This is a genomic window from Curtobacterium sp. DN_7.5, from assembly GCF_022655355.1.
GTDB lineage: Bacteria > Actinomycetota > Actinomycetes > Actinomycetales > Microbacteriaceae > Curtobacterium > Curtobacterium luteum.
On record NZ_CP093378.1, the window covers coordinates 556,482 to 573,821 of the forward strand.

Annotated in this window: 18 protein-coding genes; 8 read left to right on the plus strand and 10 right to left on the minus strand. The window is 72.2% G+C overall.

Going from position 1 to position 17,340, the window contains the following annotated elements; translation table 11 throughout:
• Positions 1-128 precede the first annotated feature (128 nt).
• Together MON03_RS02660 and MON03_RS02665 are read right to left on the minus strand one after the other, a co-directional pair.
• The gene (locus tag MON03_RS02660; RefSeq protein ID WP_242090357.1) at positions 129-1,721 is read right to left on the minus strand and encodes a GMC family oxidoreductase; all 1,593 of its coding nucleotides are present in this window, start codon (positions 1,719-1,721) and stop codon (positions 129-131) included.
• Positions 1,718-3,076, minus strand: a complete 1,359-nt coding sequence (locus MON03_RS02665) for an alpha/beta hydrolase (protein WP_242090358.1) — start codon at positions 3,074-3,076, stop codon at positions 1,718-1,720. The genes MON03_RS02660 and MON03_RS02665 overlap by 4 nt, the downstream gene beginning before the upstream one ends.
• Positions 3,077-3,167: 91 nt before the next feature.
• Here MON03_RS02665 and MON03_RS02670 point away from each other — a divergent pair, with 91 nt between their 5' ends.
• Positions 3,168-3,782, plus strand: coding sequence for a hypothetical protein (locus MON03_RS02670; RefSeq protein ID WP_242090359.1), 615 nt, complete (start codon positions 3,168-3,170; stop codon positions 3,780-3,782).
• A 2-nt stretch (positions 3,783-3,784) separates the two neighbouring features.
• Here MON03_RS02670 and MON03_RS02675 read toward each other — a convergent pair whose 3' ends face one another.
• Positions 3,785-4,453: a hypothetical protein gene (locus MON03_RS02675; RefSeq protein WP_242090360.1), complete on the minus strand. Its 669-nt coding sequence runs from the start codon at positions 4,451-4,453 to the stop codon at positions 3,785-3,787.
• Positions 4,454-4,484: 31 nt separating this feature from the next.
• Between MON03_RS02675 and MON03_RS02680 the strand changes: the two genes are divergently transcribed.
• Complete coding sequence (locus tag MON03_RS02680; RefSeq protein WP_242090361.1) at positions 4,485-4,877, plus strand: YchJ family protein; 393 nt, start codon at positions 4,485-4,487, stop codon at positions 4,875-4,877.
• Here MON03_RS02680 and MON03_RS02685 read toward each other — a convergent pair.
• A complete protein-coding gene (locus tag MON03_RS02685) occupies positions 4,864-5,733 on the minus strand; it encodes a shikimate dehydrogenase family protein (protein WP_242090362.1) in 870 nt (289 codons plus the stop codon). The genes MON03_RS02680 and MON03_RS02685 overlap by 14 nt on opposite strands.
• Before the next feature lie 54 nt (positions 5,734-5,787).
• On the opposite strand from MON03_RS02685, the gene MON03_RS02690 reads away from it, so the two are divergent.
• Complete coding sequence (locus MON03_RS02690) at positions 5,788-6,795, plus strand: iron-siderophore ABC transporter substrate-binding protein (RefSeq protein ID WP_242090364.1); 1,008 nt, start codon at positions 5,788-5,790, stop codon at positions 6,793-6,795.
• A 160-nt stretch (positions 6,796-6,955) separates the two neighbouring features.
• Here MON03_RS02690 and MON03_RS02695 read toward each other — a convergent pair whose 3' ends face one another.
• Positions 6,956-7,273, minus strand: coding sequence for a DUF1304 domain-containing protein (locus tag MON03_RS02695; protein WP_350355074.1), 318 nt, complete (start codon positions 7,271-7,273; stop codon positions 6,956-6,958).
• A gap of 152 nt (positions 7,274-7,425) precedes the next feature.
• Here MON03_RS02695 and MON03_RS02700 point away from each other — a divergent pair, with 152 nt between their 5' ends.
• The 3 genes from MON03_RS02700 to MON03_RS02710 all read left to right on the plus strand — a co-directional run bounded on the left by MON03_RS02700 (position 7,426) and on the right by MON03_RS02710 (position 9,515).
• Positions 7,426-7,746, plus strand: coding sequence for a chorismate mutase (locus MON03_RS02700; protein ID WP_242090365.1), 321 nt, complete (start codon positions 7,426-7,428; stop codon positions 7,744-7,746).
• Complete coding sequence (locus MON03_RS02705; protein WP_242090366.1) at positions 7,743-8,894, plus strand: lactonase family protein; 1,152 nt, start codon at positions 7,743-7,745, stop codon at positions 8,892-8,894. Before MON03_RS02700 ends, MON03_RS02705 begins: the two co-directional genes overlap by 4 nt.
• A 207-nt stretch (positions 8,895-9,101) precedes the next feature.
• Positions 9,102-9,515 carry a GNAT family N-acetyltransferase gene (locus tag MON03_RS02710; RefSeq protein WP_175328757.1) on the plus strand — a complete coding sequence of 138 codons (414 nt, stop codon included), beginning with the start codon at positions 9,102-9,104 and terminating at the stop codon, positions 9,513-9,515.
• 19 nt (positions 9,516-9,534) lie between these two features.
• Here MON03_RS02710 and MON03_RS02715 read toward each other — a convergent pair whose 3' ends face one another.
• From MON03_RS02715 to MON03_RS02730, 4 genes are read right to left on the minus strand one after another with little or no spacing between them, the layout of a single operon-like run.
• On the minus strand, positions 9,535-10,455 hold the full coding sequence (locus MON03_RS02715; protein WP_242090367.1) for a 2-hydroxyacid dehydrogenase: 921 nt from the start codon (positions 10,453-10,455) through the stop codon (positions 9,535-9,537).
• A gap of 58 nt (positions 10,456-10,513) precedes the next feature.
• Entirely contained in the window at positions 10,514-12,916 is a 2,403-nt protein-coding gene (gene purL / locus MON03_RS02720; RefSeq protein WP_502798705.1) for a phosphoribosylformylglycinamidine synthase subunit PurL, read from the minus strand.
• Positions 12,917-12,933: 17 nt separating this feature from the next.
• Complete coding sequence (gene purQ / locus MON03_RS02725; protein ID WP_022904800.1) at positions 12,934-13,629, minus strand: phosphoribosylformylglycinamidine synthase subunit PurQ; 696 nt, start codon at positions 13,627-13,629, stop codon at positions 12,934-12,936.
• A 4-nt stretch (positions 13,630-13,633) separates the two neighbouring features.
• The gene (locus tag MON03_RS02730) at positions 13,634-13,885 is read right to left on the minus strand and encodes a phosphoribosylformylglycinamidine synthase subunit PurS (RefSeq protein WP_022904799.1); all 252 of its coding nucleotides are present in this window, start codon (positions 13,883-13,885) and stop codon (positions 13,634-13,636) included.
• 145 nt (positions 13,886-14,030) lie between these two features.
• On the opposite strand from MON03_RS02730, the gene MON03_RS02735 reads away from it, so the two are divergent.
• Positions 14,031-14,645, plus strand: coding sequence for a PadR family transcriptional regulator (locus tag MON03_RS02735; RefSeq protein ID WP_242090369.1), 615 nt, complete (start codon positions 14,031-14,033; stop codon positions 14,643-14,645).
• Positions 14,642-16,264: a DHA2 family efflux MFS transporter permease subunit gene (locus tag MON03_RS02740; protein ID WP_242090370.1), complete on the plus strand. Its 1,623-nt coding sequence runs from the start codon at positions 14,642-14,644 to the stop codon at positions 16,262-16,264. The genes MON03_RS02735 and MON03_RS02740 overlap by 4 nt, the downstream gene beginning before the upstream one ends.
• A 143-nt stretch (positions 16,265-16,407) precedes the next feature.
• Here the strand turns inward: MON03_RS02740 and MON03_RS02745 are convergent, their stop codons facing one another.
• Positions 16,408-17,226 carry a cytochrome c oxidase assembly protein gene (locus tag MON03_RS02745; protein ID WP_242090371.1) on the minus strand — a complete coding sequence of 273 codons (819 nt, stop codon included), beginning with the start codon at positions 17,224-17,226 and terminating at the stop codon, positions 16,408-16,410.
• Between the last annotated feature and the right edge of the window lie 114 nt (positions 17,227-17,340).

The following is a 17,340-nucleotide window of genomic DNA, read 5'->3' on the forward strand; positions in this document are numbered from 1 at the left end:
CACACGCGCACACGCGCACACGCGCACACGCGCACACGCACGCACACGGCACACGCGCACGCGCACGAACGCACGAGCGCACGCGCACGAGCACGCGAGCACACGAGCGCCCGAGCCCCCGCCGCGCCTCAGGCCTGCGCGCCCGCCATCCCGCGCGCGCCGCTGCCGTCCGGCGCCTCGGCGAGCATCCGGTCCGCCGTCCGCAGCGACAGCGCCATGATGGTCAGCGCCGGGTTCGCGATGACCGAGCTCGGGAACACCGAGTTGTCGCACACCCACAGGTTCGGCACGTCCCACGAGCGGCCGTCCCGGTCCACGACCGACGACCCGGCGTCGGTGCCCATCCGCGCGGTCCCGATCGTGTGCGCGGTGCGCGCGAGGACCCGGACGTCCGTACCGCCCGCGGCCTCGACGATCGCGGTCATCGTCCTGATCGCGTGGCGCTCGATGGCGTCCTCGTTCTCCCCGGCGCTGAACGTGACGCGGACCCGCGGGACCCCGTGTGCGTCGAGCTCGTCGGTCAACTCCAAGCGGTTGCGGTCCGACGGCAGGCACTCGGCGTTGATGCCGACGCCGGCCATCCGCGGGTAGTCCCGCATCGCGTCGACGAGCGCCTTGCCGCGCAGCCCGCCGCCGCGCACGAGGGTCGTGGCGAAGGTCTGCGGCTGCACGCCGAGGCTCTGGATGAGGTAGCCACCCGCGAAGTCGGCGTCGGCGGGCCGGACGAAGTCCTCCGTGATGATCGAGGACGGGTACCCCCGGTAGGAGCGCATCGACTCGTCGAACGTCGCCCAGACCTGGGTCGCACCGTGCGCGGTGAAGTTCCGGCCGACCTGGCCACTGGAGTTCGCGAGCCCGGTGTGGAGCAGCAGTCGCGGGGTCTCGACGCCACCGGCGGCGAGCACGAGCGACCGAGTGCGCTGCCGGTGGTCCCGACCGCCCTGGTGGTAGACGACGGCCTCGACCCGCCCGCGGGCGTCGAGCTCGATGCCGTGCACGAACGCCTCCGGTCGGATCTCGGCACCGAAGGCGACGGCGGCGGGCAGGTAGGTCGTGTCCATCGACACCTTCGCCCCGTTGCGGCAGCCCTGGTGGCACGAGCCGCACGAGACGCAGGCCTGGCGCAGGCCGTGGTGCTCCTGGTGCCGGTCCTCGGTCGTCAGGCCGACGGGTGCGTCGGTGGCGGTGATGCCGAGCGCAGCGGTGCCGCGCATCATCATGTCCGACGACGCGTTGCGCGCCGGCGGTCGCATCCGGTACCGCCGCGACGGGTCCCACGGGTAGTACTCGGGTCCGGCGACGCCGACGTCGTGCTCGACCTGCTCGATGTACCCGGTCAGCTCGTCGTGGTCGATCGGCCAGTCCTCGCCGACGCCGGACTCGGTGCGCAGCTGCAGGTCGTGCCGACTCGGCCGCGGCGTGAAGGCACCCCAGTGCAGCGTCGAGCCGCCGACCCCGGTCCCGCTGTTGTTCGGGCCGAACGCGGTCGGGGCCTCGCCACCGCTGATGCGGTCGTCCATCCAGTTGATGTCCGCGGGGGCGAGCACCTCGTCCGGCGTGTGGTGCCCGGGCTCCGTGTTGCGACCGGCCTCGAGGGCGACGACCGAGAGGCCGCGCCGCGCGAGGGCTGCCGTCAGGGGAGCCCCTCCGGCCCCCGTGCCGACGACGACCACGTCGACGACCTCGTCCTCGTCCCAGTGCCGCTGTCCGTCGAGTCTCATCGGGCTGCCTCCGCGTCCGTCGTCGGGGCGGCTTCCGGCGCCCCTGCTTCCCATGCCTCGCGCTGCCCGGCCCCGAGCAGCTGGAAGCCCTGCTTCCGCGCGCCGTCGCCGCCGTTCGCGTAGCCGTCGTAGTCGATCGCCGCCATCGTCGCCGGGTGCGCGAGCCACTGCTTCGCGAGGTCCACGGCGGCGTCCTCGGCCCACGCCGCGAGCTGGTCGACGGTGAGCGACCCGCGCGGCTCGTACGTCCCGTCCTCGACGGCCGTGAGCGTCGCGTCCACCGCGCCGGCACCCGCGAGCTCGTCGAGCGCAGCGCGGTAGGCCTCGACGTCCGTCGGGAGTCCGTCCGGACGCCACCCGTCCCCGGCGCCCTCGGCGAGCTGCGCGTCGACCCGGAGCGCCACGTCGACGGTCCGGTCACCGGGCTGCGGCACGACGACCGCCGCGACCGCACGGAGGGTCGCGAGCTGCTGCCGGTCGAGCGCCTGCGGCTCCGCGTCCGGGTCGTCGGCGAGCGACCGGACGGCCAGTGCACCCCGCGTCGTCGCACTCACCCGAGGGGAGGCGATGACCCGGGCGTGGTCGGCCGGCACGACGGGGCCGTTGTCGGCGTGGTGCTCCCAGAAGCGCCGGACGCGGTCGGCGACGGCGTCCGGCTGCTCCCACGGCAGCAGGTGCGCGGCGCCGGGAACGACGTCGAGGGACCCGTTCGACCAGTGCGGGAGCACGAGCTCCTGCTGGGCCGACGGACCGAGGTCGCCGTCCTCCGCTCCGGCGAGCACGAGCGCGGGCACCGGGTTCGTGACGTCGTCGGACCAGTCCTCGCGGCTGCCGCGTTCGAGCCAGGCGCGCCAGGCCTCCGGATCGGCGCGCTCGACGTCGTGCAGCGCCGACCGGAGTCGCTCGTGGGGGAGCGGGGCGGCGGTGTTCGCCTCCACGAACTCGCCGGCGTGGTCTGTGGAGATGTGTCCGGAGTCGACCCAGTCGAGCATCGAACGCCGACGGTCCTCGCCCATCGGCTCCGGTGACCGAGGCGACGCGGCCAGCAGCACGACGCCACGGAGGCCGAACAGGCCGTTCGCGCCGGACACGGTCCGGTCGGCCACCACGGCGGCGATCTTGCCGCCCATCGAGTGCCCGACGAGCGCCCACTCGGTGGCCCCGCTGCGCCCGATGGCCCGCTCGACGAGTTCGACCATGTCCTCGACCGTCGTGCCGGAGGTGGCCGGGCTCGTCCCGAAGCCGGGCAGGTCGATGCCCACGAGGTCGAGCGTGCCCTCCAGACGGTCGTGCAGCAGTGCGAACTCCTCGGAACTCGAGCCGAGGGCGTGGAGGCAGAACGCGGTGGCGGGCATGCGTCCGTTCCTACGCGCCGCGCCATGTGGACTTCGAACAGCGCTGTACCCCTCGTGGCGGGATCGGGTGACATCCGGTAGAACGTGAGGAGTGTTCCAACTCGGCTGCTCCGTCCTCCGTCGCCACGCGGGCGACGTCTTCGACCCCGCGCGGGTCCGGCGCGCGGTCGGCATCGCCGCGGCGGCCGTCGTGATCAGCGTGGTCGCGATGGTCGGCCTGGAGGCACGGCTCGGCTGGACCCACACCGGTCCGGTCCGCAGCGTGGTCGCGATCGCACTGCTCGCGCTCGGCGTCGGGCTCTTCGTCCTCGGGTGCGTCCCGACCCGTCGCCCGCTCGACCCGGCCGCGACGATCAACGGCCGACAGGTCCGGATCGACTGGCGACTCGCCGCCCGGCCGGCCACGAAGCGGTACTTCGGCTGGCGGGCCGTCCCCGTCGACCCGTCCGACCGCGACGCCGTGCTCGCCGACGCGGTGCTCCTCCGACGCGGCCTCACCGGACTGATCGGCCGCGCGGCCCCGCTCCTCGGTGCACTCGCCTTCGCCGTGGTCGGGTTCCGCTCCGCGGGGTTCGAGTACTGGCTCCCGGTGTTCTGGGTGGTGCTGTACGGGTGCTCGCTGGTCGGGTACGTCGCCGACCTCGGCCGGACCGAGCGCGCCCGGCTCGCGGCACGCGCGCTGCCGGAGCCCGCGACGACGGACTGACCTCACTCACCCGGCAGCGCGAGCTTGCTCCCGCTCGGGCCACCGGGTCGTCCGCGCTTCGGCGCTGCCGGCGGGACGGGTGGGAGCGCCGACGCCTCTGCGCGCAGCTGCTCCTGCCTGCCGAGCGTCCAGATTCCGACACCGCCGGAACTGCCGGCGAGCAGCGGCCACAGCGGAGCCCACAGGAAGACCGGACCGTGCACACTCGATCCGGAGACGGCCACCAGGACCGCGGCGACCACTGCCAGCAGCCAGGAGGCCAGGAGGAACGAACTCTGGAACGTCGTCCGGACGATCCGGTCACGTGCGTCGTCCATCCCCGCGAGCACGGCGTCACGGTGCTCCGGAGCGACCGGCTGCGCGCTGCGCCGGTAGTACCGCGCCACGGCATCCTGTGTCCGCCAGCCGATCGAGGGCACCGCCGGGATCGACCAGCCCTTCGGGCCCAACCGGCAGAACAGCATCGAGAAGGCGCCCGCCGCGGCCGCGTACTCCGCCGACGCGGCCACCGACGCGACCGAAACATCATCGGTCAGCACGACCACGACGACCAGCCCGACGAACACCACGGGCGCGACGATCGACGCCACCACCACGAGCCGCCGTCGATCACGATCGGAGACCAGCTCGGGCAGCCGAGCGCGGAACACCTGCCAGCCGAGTCGGAACACCGCTCCTGCCTACACGCGCTACCGTCGTCCGGTGATCGCCGACACCGACCGCTGCCCGTGCCTGAGCGGCAACCCCTACGGCGAGTGCTGCGGACCCCTGCACGCCGGCGCTCCCGCACCGACCGCCGAACGCCTCATGCGCTCCCGGTTCACCGCGTTCGCGCTCGGCCTCCCCGAGTACCTCCTCGCCACCTGGCACCACAGCACCCGCCCGACGTCGCTCGAGCTCGACACGGCGCAGCGCTGGACCCGACTCGACGTCATCGGCACCCGAGCGGGTGGCCCGTTCGACACCGAGGGCAACGTGGCCTTCCGAGCGTGGTGGCGCTCCGACACCGAGCGCGGCGTGCTCGAGGAGACGAGCACGTTCGTCCGCGAAGGCGGTCGGTGGTCCTACGTCGACGGGGTCGTCAGCGCGGGCTGATCACCGGCTCGAGGCCGACGGCGCTGCGCATCGCCCGTCGCACGGCGGCCTCGTCGGGCAGCATGGCGTCCTGGTCGCCCGTCAGGAAGAACCGGATCTGGCCGATCGCCTGCTCGGTCAGCATGTCCAGGCCGTTGAGCACCCGGCCGCCGGCGTCCGCCCAGCGCGTGGCGGCCGCGGTCGGCCACGGCTCGTAGGCGACGTCGAAGAGCACCGCGTCCGGACCGGACGGGAGCAGTTCCAGCTCGTCGGCAGCCCCGCCGGGGAGTGTCGACAGGACGAAACCGTGGTGCGTGCCCGCCAGCTCCGCGAGGGGGTGCACCTCGAGGGTCACCCCGAGCCGGACGGCGAGGTCGACGAGCTTCCGGGACTTGGCCGGATCACGCAGGAATACCCGGACGAGCCGGGCGCCGAGTCGGACCGATGCGGTCAGGGCGCTCGCCGCGGTCGCGCCGCCGCCGAGGACCGTGGCCTCGCCGGGGAGGTGTCCGAGGGCCTCGACCGGTCGCACGAGTCCCTCGACGTCGGTGTTCGCCCCGACGAGCTCGACCCGGTCGCCGACCGTACGGAACGCGACCGTGTTGGCGACGCCGAGCTCGTCGACGAGCGGGGTCGTGCAGTCGAGGAGGGGCAGCACCTCGCGCTTCAGCGGCATCGTCAGGCTCAGGCCGCGCCACTCCGGACCCAGCCCCGCGACGAACGCGGCGAGCCCGTCGGAGGCGACCTCGTGCCTCCCGTACGTGAACGGCACCCCGAGCGCGTCGTAGGCCGCTGCGTGCAGCGTGGGTGAGAGCGAGTGCGCGATGGGGGAGCCGAGCACCGCGAGGTGGGAGCGGCGCGGGTCGGTGTACTGCACCCCGTCAGCGTACTCAGGCCGATCCCGCAGAAGTCTTAGGGTAGCCTTACCTACGTGACCCGCTCTCCTTCCCGACTCCGCCGCGTGCTCGCCGCCGCGGGCGCCGTCGTCGCAGCTTCCCTCGTCCTCGCCGGGTGCGCCTCCGGTTCCGGCGCCACCGGCGACCCCTCGTCGTCCGCGAAGGCCGACGGCCAGTTCCCGGTGTCGATCACCACGGCACTCGGCACCACCGAGATCCCCTCCGCGCCGAAGCGCGTCGTCGCGCTGGGCTGGGGCGACGCCGAGACGGCGCTCGAACTCGGCGTGCAGCCGGTCGGCGCGAGCGACTGGCTCGGGTTCGGCGGCGACGGGGTCGGCCCGTGGCTCAAGGGTGCCTACACGAAGTCGCCGAAGATCATCCAGACGCTGGAGCCGAGCTACGAGGACATCATCAAGCTCAAGCCGGACCTCATCCTCGACGTCAAGAGCTCGGGTGACGAGGACCGCTACGCGAAGCTCTCCGCGATCGCGCCGACCGTCGCGGTGCCGAAGGGCGGTGCGAACTACCTCACGACCACGAAGCAGCAGGTCGAGATGATCGCGAAGGCGCTCGGCAAGGAGTCGGAGGGCAAGAAGCTCCTGTCCGGACTCGACGACGCCTACGCCGCCGCGCGCAAGGCCCACCCGGAGTTCGCGGGCAAGACCGCGGTCGTCGGCTCGTACTCGTCCGAGGGCTTCGGTGCGTACGCCTCGTCGGACAGCCGGTCGCAGTTCATGCAGAACCTCGGGTTCACCGTCCCGAAGGCGATCGACCAGCAGGCCGGGAAGCAGTTCTCGGTGCAGCTCTCGGACGAGAACCTCGACCTGCTCGACGCCGACCTCACGCTCGTCCTGCCGATCTTCGTGGACGCGTCCGAGGTGACGTCGAACAAGCTCTTCCAGAAGGTGCCGTCGGTCGAGGCCGGGCACGACATCGTGTTCCAGGACACGGACGTGTCGAACGCGTTCTCGATCGGTACGACCGCCGCGATCGAGTGGGCGCTCGACAAGCTGCCGTCGCAGTTCGCGGCGAAGCTCGGCTGACGTTCCGCGCCCGGCTGGGACGGGCGGAGCAGGTCGAACCGGGCGGAGCTGGTCGTTCGTTCCGATCAGCTCCGCCCGTTTCCCGTTCCGATCAGCTCCGCCCGGTTCCGCCGTCCACCACGGCCGTGATGGGAAGGACCGTGCCGCGCCGCGCAGCGCGTCAGCCGCCGAAGGTCGACCCGAGCAGCGCGAAGAGCAGGGCGAGGAACGGCAGCGAGCCCTGCGCCACCGCGGCGCGGAGGTAGCGGCGACCCGTGCCGAGCAGCACCACGGCGGCACCGAGCATCGACGCCGTCGCGAACACCGTGATCGGCCACCCGACGGCGCCGTTCCCGGCCGCGACCAGGACGACGCCGAGGACCGCCCCGATCGCGAGGAACAGGTTGTAGAAGCCCTGGTTGAACGCGAGCGAGCGGGTCGCGAGGGCATCCGACTCCGTCTCGACGCTGAAGATCCGGCGGACACGGGGCTCGTCCACGCGATCGACTCGAGGAAGAAGATGTACACGTGCACGAGTCCGGCGAGGACTGCGAACACGCTCGAGATCACGAGGAGGGCCGTCATGCCCACCATTCTGGCAGTCCCGTCACCGACGCGAGGACGGGCGCAACCGGCCAGTAGGCTCGGGTCATGAGCGACGACCAGAGGCCCGCGTACGACCAGGCTGCGGTCGCCGAGCTGCAGAGCATCCGGCAGAGCATCGACAACATCGACGCCGCCGTGATCCACATGCTCGCCGAGCGCTTCAAGTACACGCAGCGCGTCGGGTACCTCAAGGCCTCCGCCGGGATGCCCGCCGCAGACCCGGCCCGCGAGCAGGTGCAGGTGTCGCGGCTGCGGTCCCTCGCCGCCGACGCCCACCTCGACCCCGCGTTCGCCGAGAAGTTCCTCAACTTCATCGTCGCGGAGGTCATCCACCACCACGAGCGCATCGCCGGCGGCGACGAATGAGCCAGCCCGAGCTGCCGGACCTGCCCGACCTGCCCGACCTGCCCGACCTGCCCGACCTGCTCGTCGGCTCCTACACGGCCACCGGCGGAGGGAACGCCACCGGCATCTCGGCCGTGCACGACGGAGTCGCCACGACGGTCGCGGTCATGGACGACCCCTCGTTCCTCGCCGTCTCCGGTGACCGGGTCTACGCCGTCTCCGAGACGGCGGACGGCGGCGTCTCGGCCTTCCGCCGGTCGGGTTCCGGCCTCGAGCACCTGTGGGACGCCCCCGCCGGGGGCGACGCGCCGTGCCACGTGCGGGTCGACCCGTCCGGCGCGCTCGTCGTCACCAACTACACCTCCGGCACCGTCACGGCCGTCTCCCTGGAGCAGGCCGAGTCGCACGCCGCCTCCGTACTCGCGAGCGACGGCGTGGTCGGGGCACACACCGCGGACCGGCGCGGCGGGCCCGACACCGCGGACCGGCTGGGGGCGCACGGTGCGGGGGATCGGCTCGTCGTGCCGGACTCGGCGATCGTCACCGAGGTCCTCCCGGACGTCACGGGCCCCGTCGAGGACCGCCAGGAGGGCCCGCACGCCCACCAGTCGGTCGCCACCCCGGACGGCACGGTGCTCGTCGCCGACCTCGGGGGCGACGCCCTCCACGAGTTCCGCGTCACCGCCGACCCGGGCCTCGCCCTCGTCCGGGTCCACCACGTCGCTCCGGGCGTCGGTCCGCGCCACATGGCCTGGTACGACGGCGACCTCATCGTCGCGGGGGAGCTCGACGGTGCGGTGCACCGGCTCCGTCGTGACGAGTCGGGATCGTTCGTCGTCGTCGCGTCGGAACCGACCTTCGACGGGGAGGTCGGTGACTCGCTCCTCAGTCACATCGAGGTCGACGACGACGGCCGCGTCTGGGTCGCCGTGCGCGGGCGTGACCTCATCGTCGTGCTCGATGCCTCGGCCGGCGGGCTGTCGGTCGTCGGGTCGGCACCGTCAGGAGGCGTCTGGCCACGACACTTCGCTCGCGTGCCGGGGTACCTGCTCGTCGCGAACCAGATGTCCGACGCGATCGCGGTCCTGCCGCTCGACGCCGACGGGCTGCCCGGTACTGCGGTCGCGCAGATCGCGGTCGGCACGCCGGCCTGCATCGTCCCGGTCTGAGCGGTCCGCGCGCCGGGCTGCGCCGGGCGCTGGCGCGCCCACGCCCCGCTGCGCGGGAGGCGAGACTCGGGCTGAGCGACCGGATCCGCGCTTCGGAGCGCGAGAATTGTCGCCTGCGCCGAGTCTCGGGGCGAGGACGCCGAGTCTCGGACCCCGCGCCGGCCTGGAGGCACGGTGCGCGTCACCGGGATCGACCAGACTGGGCGCATGGATGCGTCCTACACGCTCGTCAGCGGTCCGCCGCCGCTCGCCGACTACCTGCGGCTGCGCCGCGACTCCGGACTGACGCCGAAGACCGCCGAACAGGGCGCCGGAGCGATCGCGGGCAGCTGGACCGCCTGCCACGTCGTCGCCGCCGACGGGAGCGTCGTCGCGATGGGACGGGCGATCGGCGACGGCGGCTGGTACTTCCACATCGCCGACATCGCGACCGATCCGGCGCACCAGCGTCACGGCATCGGCCGGTCCGTCGTGGAGTGGCTCGTCGCGGACATCAGGGCTCGGGCCCCGGAGGGCGCGTACGTCACCCTCGTCGGGGACCCGCCCGGCCAGCGGCTCTACCGGTCGCTCGGGTTCGAGGACGTCGCACCGAGCCTCGGGATGGCGCTGCCGAACCACTGACCGGCGCGCACGACCGGGCTCAGCGCTCGATGACGTTCTCGAACGGCTGACGTTCCACGAGGGCTGCCACCTGCCGGCGCACCAGCTCGATCGACCGCGGCACGCTGAGGTCGGTGTTCCCGCCCACGTGCGGCGTCAGCACCGTGTTCGGCGTCGTCCAGAGCGGGTGACCGGCCGGGAGCGGCTCCGGGTCGGTGACGTCGAGCGCTGCCGAGAGCCTGCCGGACCGCAGCTCGGCGACCAGGGCATCGGTGTCGACCACCTTGCCGCGCGCGACGTTCACCACGAGGGCGCCGTCGGGCAGTGCGGCGAGGAGCTCGGCGTCGACCAGCCCCGCGGTCTCGTCGGTCAGCGGGGTGATGAGCACGAGCACGTCGGTCGTCGCCGCGAGGGTGCGGAGTTCCGCGAGGGCGTGCACCTGCCGGCCGTCCTGCTCGCGTGCCGTCCGTGCCACCACCGTGACCTCGGTGCGGAACGCCTCGAACCGGGTCGCGATGGCCGAGCCGATCGCCCCGTACCCGACGACGGTCACGCGTCGGTCGGCGAGGGACCGCGTCGTCCGGGAGTCCCAGACGCCGGCTGCCCGGTCAGCCTGGAACGCCCCGAGCTCCCGCAGGCTCGTCAGCGCGAGGCCGACCGCGAGTTCGGCGGTCTCGTCGTCGTGGATGCCCCGACCGTTCGCGAGCAGTGCGTGCCCGGGGACGTGCGGGACGGCGTGCTCGTAGCCCGCGCTCGGCAGCTGCAGCAGCGCGAGGTTCGGCAGGTCGTGCACGAACTGCCACCGGTGGCGTCCGGCGAAGTAGAACGGCAGGAGCGTGATCGCGACCTCGTCCGGCCGGTCGAACGGCTGCTCGACGTCCCACACCGCGAGCTCGACGCCCTCGGGCACCGGGCCGAATCGGTCGACGAGCTCCTGGAACGGGAGGGTGACGACGGGCATCAGGCGATGCCCGTCGTCATCACGCCGGCCGACGCCTGCGCGCCAGCGGACGACCCGCTCAGGAGTCGGTCCGGGGCGAGAAGGACCCGTGGTCGTCGAGCGGGCCGCGGCCGACGTAGCCCTCGGTGACGTCCTCGGTGATCACGTCGCCGAAGCGTGCCGGGAGCGTCGCCGCGTGCGTGCCGCGGAGCTCGTCGACGGTGGCCTCGAACGCGCCCTGGACCTCGAGCGACCCGCTCGCGGCGTCGGTCACGCCGATGCGGAGGACCGGGAACCCGCGGCCGTCGCACAGGCCCTGGAACCGGACGTCGTCCTCACGGCGGACCGTCACGATGACGCGGCCCGTCGACTCCGAGAACAGCGCGGTCGCGGTGTCCACACCGTCACGGGTCTCGAGCTCGTCCAGGACGACGCGCGCGCCGATGCCGAAGCGCAGCACGGACTCCGCGAGGGACTGGCCGAGGCCGCCGTCCGCGAGGTCGTGCGCACTCGTCAGCAGCTGCTCGCCCGATGCCGCGTGCAGGAGGTCGGCCAGGGCCTTCTCCTGCTCGAGGTCCACCGCCGGAGGACGGCCACCGAGGTGCCCGTGCACCGTGCCGGCCCAGGCGGAGCCGTCGAGCTCGAGCGCGGTGGTGCCGAGCAGGTAGATGTTGTGGCCGTCGTCCTGCCAGCCGGACGGGACGCGCAGGGCGACGTCGTCGATGATCCCGAGCACGCCGACCACGGGGGTCGGGTGGATCGGGGTCGTGCCCGTCTGGTTGTAGAACGACACGTTGCCGCCGGTGACCGGGATGCCGAGCTCCATGCAGCCGTCGGCCAGGCCCTCGACGGCCTCGGAGAACTGCCACATGACCTCGGGGTTCTCCGGCGAGCCGAAGTTGAGGCAGTCCGTGACCGCGGCCGGGACGGCGCCCGTGACGGCCACGTTGCGGTAGGCCTCGGCCAGCGCCAGGCGGGCGCCCTGCTTCGGGTCGAGCTGGCAGTAGCGGCCGTTCGCGTCCGTGGCGATCGTCACACCGAGCCCGGTCTCCTCGTCGACGCGGATCATGCCGCCGTCGTCGGGGAAGGACAGCGCGGTGTTGCCGAGCACGTACGTGTCGTACTGGTTCGTGACCCAGTTCTTCGACGCGAGGTTCGGCGACCCGAGCAGCTGCAGGAACTGCGCCTTGAGCGCGGGGCCGTCCGCCGGGCGGTCGAGCGAGGCGGCCGTGTCGGCCTGCAGCGCATCGATCCACGTCGGGTAGGCGACGGGGCGGTCGTACACGGGACCGTCGACGGCGACCGTGCGCGGGTCGACGTTCACGATCTCCTGACCCTGCCAGTCGATGACGAGGCGACCGGTGCCGGTGACCTCGCCGAGGACGCTGGTCTCGACCTCCCACTTGCCGACCACCGCGAGGAAGTCGTCGAGCTTCTCGGGCCGCACGACCGCCATCATGCGCTCCTGGCTCTCCGACATGAGGATCTCCTCGGCGGTGAGCGTGGGGTCGCGGAGCAGCACGTCGTCGAGCGAGATGTGCATGCCGCCGTCGCCGTTGCTCGCGAGCTCCGACGTGGCGCAGGAGATGCCGGCCGCACCGAGGTCCTGGATGCCCTCGACGAGCTCCTCCTGGAACAGCTCGAGGCAGCACTCGATCAGGACCTTCTCGGCGAAGGGGTCGCCGACCTGCACGGCCGGACGCTTCGTCGGGCCGCCCTCGGTGAAGGTGTCGGACGCGAGGATCGACGCACCGCCGATGCCGTCGCCACCCGTGCGGGCACCGAAGAGCACGACCTTGTTGCCCGCGCCCGAGGCGTTCGCCAGGTGGAGGTCCTCGTGCCGGAGGACACCGACCGCGAGCGCGTTGACGAGCGGGTTGCCCTGGTACACCGGGTCGAAGTAGGTCTCGCCGCCGATGTTCGGCAGGCCGAGGCAGTTGCCGTAGAACGAGATGCCGCCGACCACGCCGTGCACGACACGCTGCGTGTCCTCGTGCTCGATCGCGCCGAAGCGGAGCTGGTCCATCACGGCGACCGGGCGGGCCCCCATCGAGATGATGTCGCGGACGATGCCGCCGACACCGGTCGCGGCGCCCTGGTAGGGCTCCACGTACGACGGGTGGTTGTGCGACTCGACCTTGAAGGTGACCGCCCAGCCGTTCCCGACGTCGACGACACCGGCGTTCTCGCCCATGCCGACCATGAGGTTCTTCGTCATCTCCGGCGTGACCTTCTTGCCGAACTGGCGGAGGTAGTTCTTGCTCGACTTGTACGAGCAGTGCTCCGACCACATGACGGAGTACATCGCAAGCTCGCCCGAGGTGGGGCGACGGCCGAGGATCTCCTTGATGCGGGCGTACTCGTCGGCCTTGAGCCCGAGCGCCTCGTACGGCTGCTCCTTGTCGGGCGTCGCGGCGGCGTCCTGGACGGTGTCGGGCTTCGGGCGAACGTGTGTCGTCACGGTGGTGTCGTTCCCTGTCACTGGAGTCGTGTCCGTCGTCACTTGACGAGCGTCGACTCGATCACGGAGGTGAAGAAGGTGAGGCCGTCCGTGCCGGAGGCCATCGCCGCGGGGGTGTCCGGGCCGAACCCGGGCTCCGTCGCGTGCTCGGGGTGCGGCATGAGCCCCACGACGTTGCCGCGCTCGTTCGAGACGCCGGCGATGTCGTCGATCGATCCGTTCGGGTTCACGCCGACGTAGCGGAACACGACCTGGCCGTTGTCCTCGATGCGCTTGATCGTGTCGGCGTCCGCGACGAAGCGGCCGTCGGCGTTCTTCAGCGGGATGGTGATCTCCTGCTGGGCCGTGAAGCCGCTCGTCCAGGCGGTCGCGGTGGTCTCGACGCGGAGCTTCTGGTCGCGGCGGATGAACTGCTGATGGGCGTTCCGCGTGTGCGCGCCGGGGACGAGGCGGGCCTCGGCGAGCATCTGGAAGCCGTTGCAGATGCCGAGCACCGGCATGCCCTTGCCGGCGGCGTCGATCACCTCGGCCATGATCGGGGCCTTCGCCGCGATCGCGCCGGCGCGGAGGTAGTCACCGTAGGAGAACCCGCCGGGGAGGACGATGGCGTCGACGCCCTGCAGGTCGTGGTCGCCGTGCCAGAGCGCGACGGGCTCGGCACCGGCGAGTCGGACCGCGCGCTGGGCGTCGCGGTCGTCGAGGGATCCGGGGAAGGTGATGACGCCGATCTTCATCGGGTCACTGGCCCTCGACGCTGACCGAGACGACGTCCTCGATCACGGCGTTCGAGAAGACGTCGGCCGCGATCGCGCGGACCTCGGCGAGCTTCGCGTCGTCGACCGGGCCGTCGACGGCCACCTCGAAGCGCTTGCCGATGCGGACGTTGGTCAGGTCGGCCTTGCCGAGACGGGCGAGCGCGTTGCCCACCGCCTTGCCCTGGGGGTCGAGGATCTCGGCCTTGGGCATGACCTCGACGACGATCGTTGGCACGTGTTCACTCCAGCACTTCGGGGATGGGTGGGACGAGACCAGTCTAGGCGGCGGGCGCGACGCGCCCGACCGCTTGTGGAGAAGTGTTCGGGAGCGTATATTCCAAGTCGAATAGTCGCATTCGAACACCGGACTGGAGGCACGGATGGCGTCGCTCACACCGCTCGCGTTCGCCGCGCTCGGGCTCCTCGCCGAAGCGCCCATGCACCCGTACGAGATGTTCCAGACGATGCTGCAGCGTCGCGAGGACCAGAACGTGAAGGTCCGGCCCGGCACGCTGTACCACCAGATCGGTCGCCTCGTCGACCTCGGCTACGCCGAGGCGCTCGGCACGGCGCGCGAGGGCAACCGCCCGGAACGCACCACCTACGCGATCACCGACCACGGGCGCGCGGCGCTCGAGGACGGACTCCGGCGCATGATCGCGGAGCCGGCCGACGAGTACCCGGAGTTCCAGCTCGCCGTCTCGCACGTCGACAACCTGAGCGCCGCGGATGCGGTGACCGCCCTGCGGGCACGCGCCGACGCACTCGCCGTGGAACGCGACGTGTACGACCAGGCCGCCACGGGCCTCCAGGCCAAGCGCCTGGCAGACCGCTACTGGCTCGACGTGTCGTACGTCCGTGCCATGCTCGCCGCGCAGATCGAGTGGCTCACGGCGACAGCCGACCGCATCGAACGCGGCGACGTCCCCTGGGACGGCCCGGCCGTCCCGCCGAACTCCGCAGACCCCCACCACGACAAGGAACGCTCTCGATGACAACCGCCGAAAAGAAGCCGTGGCCCGCCCTGTGGGCCCTGGTCGTCGGCTTCTTCATGATCCTCGTCGACTCGACCATCGTGTCGGTCGCCACCCCCACCATCGCCGCGAAGCTGCACGCGGACATCAACGCGGTGATCTGGGTGACGAGCGCGTACCTGCTCGCCTACGCCGTGCCGCTGCTCATCACCGGGCGGCTCGGTGACCGCTTCGGCCCGAAGGCGCTCTACCAGATCGGTCTGGTCGTGTTCACGCTGTCGAGCCTCTGGTGCGGTCTCGCCGGGTCGATCGAGGTCCTCATCCTCGCCCGCGTCGTGCAGGGGCTGGGCGCCGCGATGATGACGCCGCAGACCATGGCCGTGATCACGCGCATCTTCCCGCCGCAGAACCGCGGCGCGGCGATGGGGCTGTGGGGTGCCGTCGCCGGTGTCGCCTCGCTCGTCGGGCCGATCGTCGGCGGCCTGCTCGTGGACGGCTTCGGCTGGGAGTGGATCTTCTTCGTCAACGTGCCGGTCGGCGTCGTCGCGTTCGTGCTCGCGCAGCGGTTCGTCCCGTCGTTCGAGCGGCACGGACACCGGTTCGACTACCTCGGCATCGTATTGAGCGCGCTCGGCATGTTCCTGCTCGTGTTCGGCATCCAGGAGGGCGAGACCTACGACTGGGGCACCATCACCGGGCCGATCTCGGTCTGGTCGCTGATCGTCGCCGGCGTCGTCGTCCTCGCGGGCTTCGTGGTCTGGCAGGGCGTGCAGAAGGGTGAGCCGCTGCTCCCGCTCGGCCTCTTCAAGGACCGCAACTTCACGCTCGCGAACATCGCCATCACCTCGGTGGGCGTCGCGATCTCGTCGTTCGCGCTCCCCATCATGCTGTGGGCGCAGGACGTCCTCACGTTCAGCCCGACCCAGGCCGCGCTGCTGCTCGTCCCGCAGGCCGTCCTGTCCGCCGGGCTCGCGCCGCTCGTGGGCAAGAACCTCAACCGGTGGAGCCTCCGCTGGGTCGCCGCGTTCGGACTCGCGTGCTTCTCGGGCGCGCTGTTCTGGTTCGGCTCGCTGCTCGCCTCGGGTGCCGCGTGGGGCTGGGTGCTCCTGCCGTCGACACTCCTCGGCCTCGCCAACGCCTGCATGTGGGGTCCGCTGTCGGTCTCGGCCACGCGGAACCTGCCGCCGAAGCTCGCGGGCGCCGGCTCCGGCGTCTACAACACCACGCGGCAGATCGGCGCGGTGCTCGGCTCGGCCGGCATCGCGGCGCTGATCGAGGCCCGGATCACGGCGAACTTCCCGGCGTCCACCGGTGGGTCGAGCGCCGGCGGTGCCGAGCAGCAGGTCGGCGCGCTGCCCGCGTTCCTGCAGCAACCGTTCTCGACGGCCATGGGGCAGTCGCTCGCGCTGCCGGCGCTGGTGCTGCTGGTCGGCATCGTCGCGGCACTGTTCCTCGCGAAGCCGAAGCAGACCGTCGCGTGGCAGCAGACCGGGGCCGTGGCGACGCAGGGCTCAGCCGGAGCGGCGCACGAGTCGGCTCCCGGCGATCGGCGCGGGGTGCACGCTGCCGCGCCGGCACCGGAGACCCCGGAGGCCGAACTCGCGGCGACCGACCACCACGGGCGGCACGCGGACGCCTAGGCCGTCGGGCACGGCCCGGGTTGCCCTGGAACGACGTCCCCGTTGTCGTACGACGACGGGGACGTCGTTCCACGTCGGCGCCGCCGCCCGACGCGCCGCCGCCCGACGCGCCCGCCGCCCGCCGCCCGACGCGCCCGCGACCGCTACCCGCGGCGCTCGAGGTGCGCCCGGGTGAGGGCGTCCATCTCCTCGTCGCTGAGGTCGTCGACCACCCGGGCCTCCCGACGGTCCGTCCGCTGCCACCGCACGAACAGCGAGATCAGCACCGGGATGTCCGCGACCTCGGCGATGAACCACAGCAGGTCACCGGCGAGGTGCTGGTCCTGGAGCGGTGACGGGTACCAGGCCTTCCCCACGAGCGTCGTCGTCGCTCCGTCGAGCACGTGGTTCGTGATCCGCAGCACGATGCCCGGGACGGCATCGAGCATGAGCTCCACGAAGGCGAGCAGGAACTCCGCCGTCACGAACGTCGACGACCGCAGGATGCCCGGTTCGGCCAGGGGCGCGAGCAACCCGAAGCCGAGCACCGGCACGAACACCGTGATGGCGACCGCCCAGACCGGCGACGTCCTGATCGCGGCCGACAGCGGCGTGAGGAGGACGCAGAACATCGCGAGGGCGATCAGCGGCGAGACGATCGCGTTGCCGAGGACCCGGACCGGGCGCGACCCGAGGGCGGCGGTGGCGGCGCGAGCGAGGCGATCCGGGCCTCCCGTCCGGAGCAGGGAGACCGGAGCGGCCAGCGCCGCGAACGTCGGCACGGCGAAGAAGAGGAGGGCGAGCCGGAGGACGAACGCCCACCGGAGCCGTTCGGCGTAGACGCCGACGATCCCGAACTGCAGGACCCCGAAGAGCAGGAGCGCGGCCACGAACGCGAGTGTCCGCCACCACGGCCAGCGCGCGCCGCGTCGGGCGGCACCGACCGACCACCACCCGTAGGCGACGGCACCGACGAGGATCATCGCGGCCGCCAGGGGGTCGAAGCGCCACGTGGACCAGAACTCGGGTGTCGACGGCGTGGGGTGCCTCCTGGTGCTCGTGCTGCAGGAGCCATCCTCCGCCCCCGGCAGGGGCAC

Bases quoted from the DNA above. Each gene is read 5' to 3' on its own strand.
- MON03_RS02660 (WP_242090357.1), bottom strand. From the start codon at position 1,721: ATGAGACTCGACGGACAGCGGCACTGGGACGAGGACGAGGTCGTCGAC.
- MON03_RS02665 (WP_242090358.1), bottom strand. From the start codon at position 3,076: ATGCCCGCCACCGCGTTCTGCCTCCACGCCCTCGGCTCGAGTTCCGAG.
- MON03_RS02700 (WP_242090365.1), top strand. From the start codon at position 7,426: ATGAGCGACGACCAGAGGCCCGCGTACGACCAGGCTGCGGTCGCCGAG.
- MON03_RS02705 (WP_242090366.1), top strand. From the start codon at position 7,743: ATGAGCCAGCCCGAGCTGCCGGACCTGCCCGACCTGCCCGACCTGCCC.
- MON03_RS02710 (WP_175328757.1), top strand. From the start codon at position 9,102: ATGGATGCGTCCTACACGCTCGTCAGCGGTCCGCCGCCGCTCGCCGAC.
- MON03_RS02715 (WP_242090367.1), bottom strand. From the start codon at position 10,455: ATGCCCGTCGTCACCCTCCCGTTCCAGGAGCTCGTCGACCGATTCGGC.
- purQ (WP_022904800.1), bottom strand. From the start codon at position 13,629: ATGAAGATCGGCGTCATCACCTTCCCCGGATCCCTCGACGACCGCGAC.
- MON03_RS02735 (WP_242090369.1), top strand. From the start codon at position 14,031: ATGGCGTCGCTCACACCGCTCGCGTTCGCCGCGCTCGGGCTCCTCGCC.
- MON03_RS02740 (WP_242090370.1), top strand. From the start codon at position 14,642: ATGACAACCGCCGAAAAGAAGCCGTGGCCCGCCCTGTGGGCCCTGGTC.
- MON03_RS02745 (WP_242090371.1), bottom strand. From the start codon at position 17,226: ATGATCCTCGTCGGTGCCGTCGCCTACGGGTGGTGGTCGGTCGGTGCC.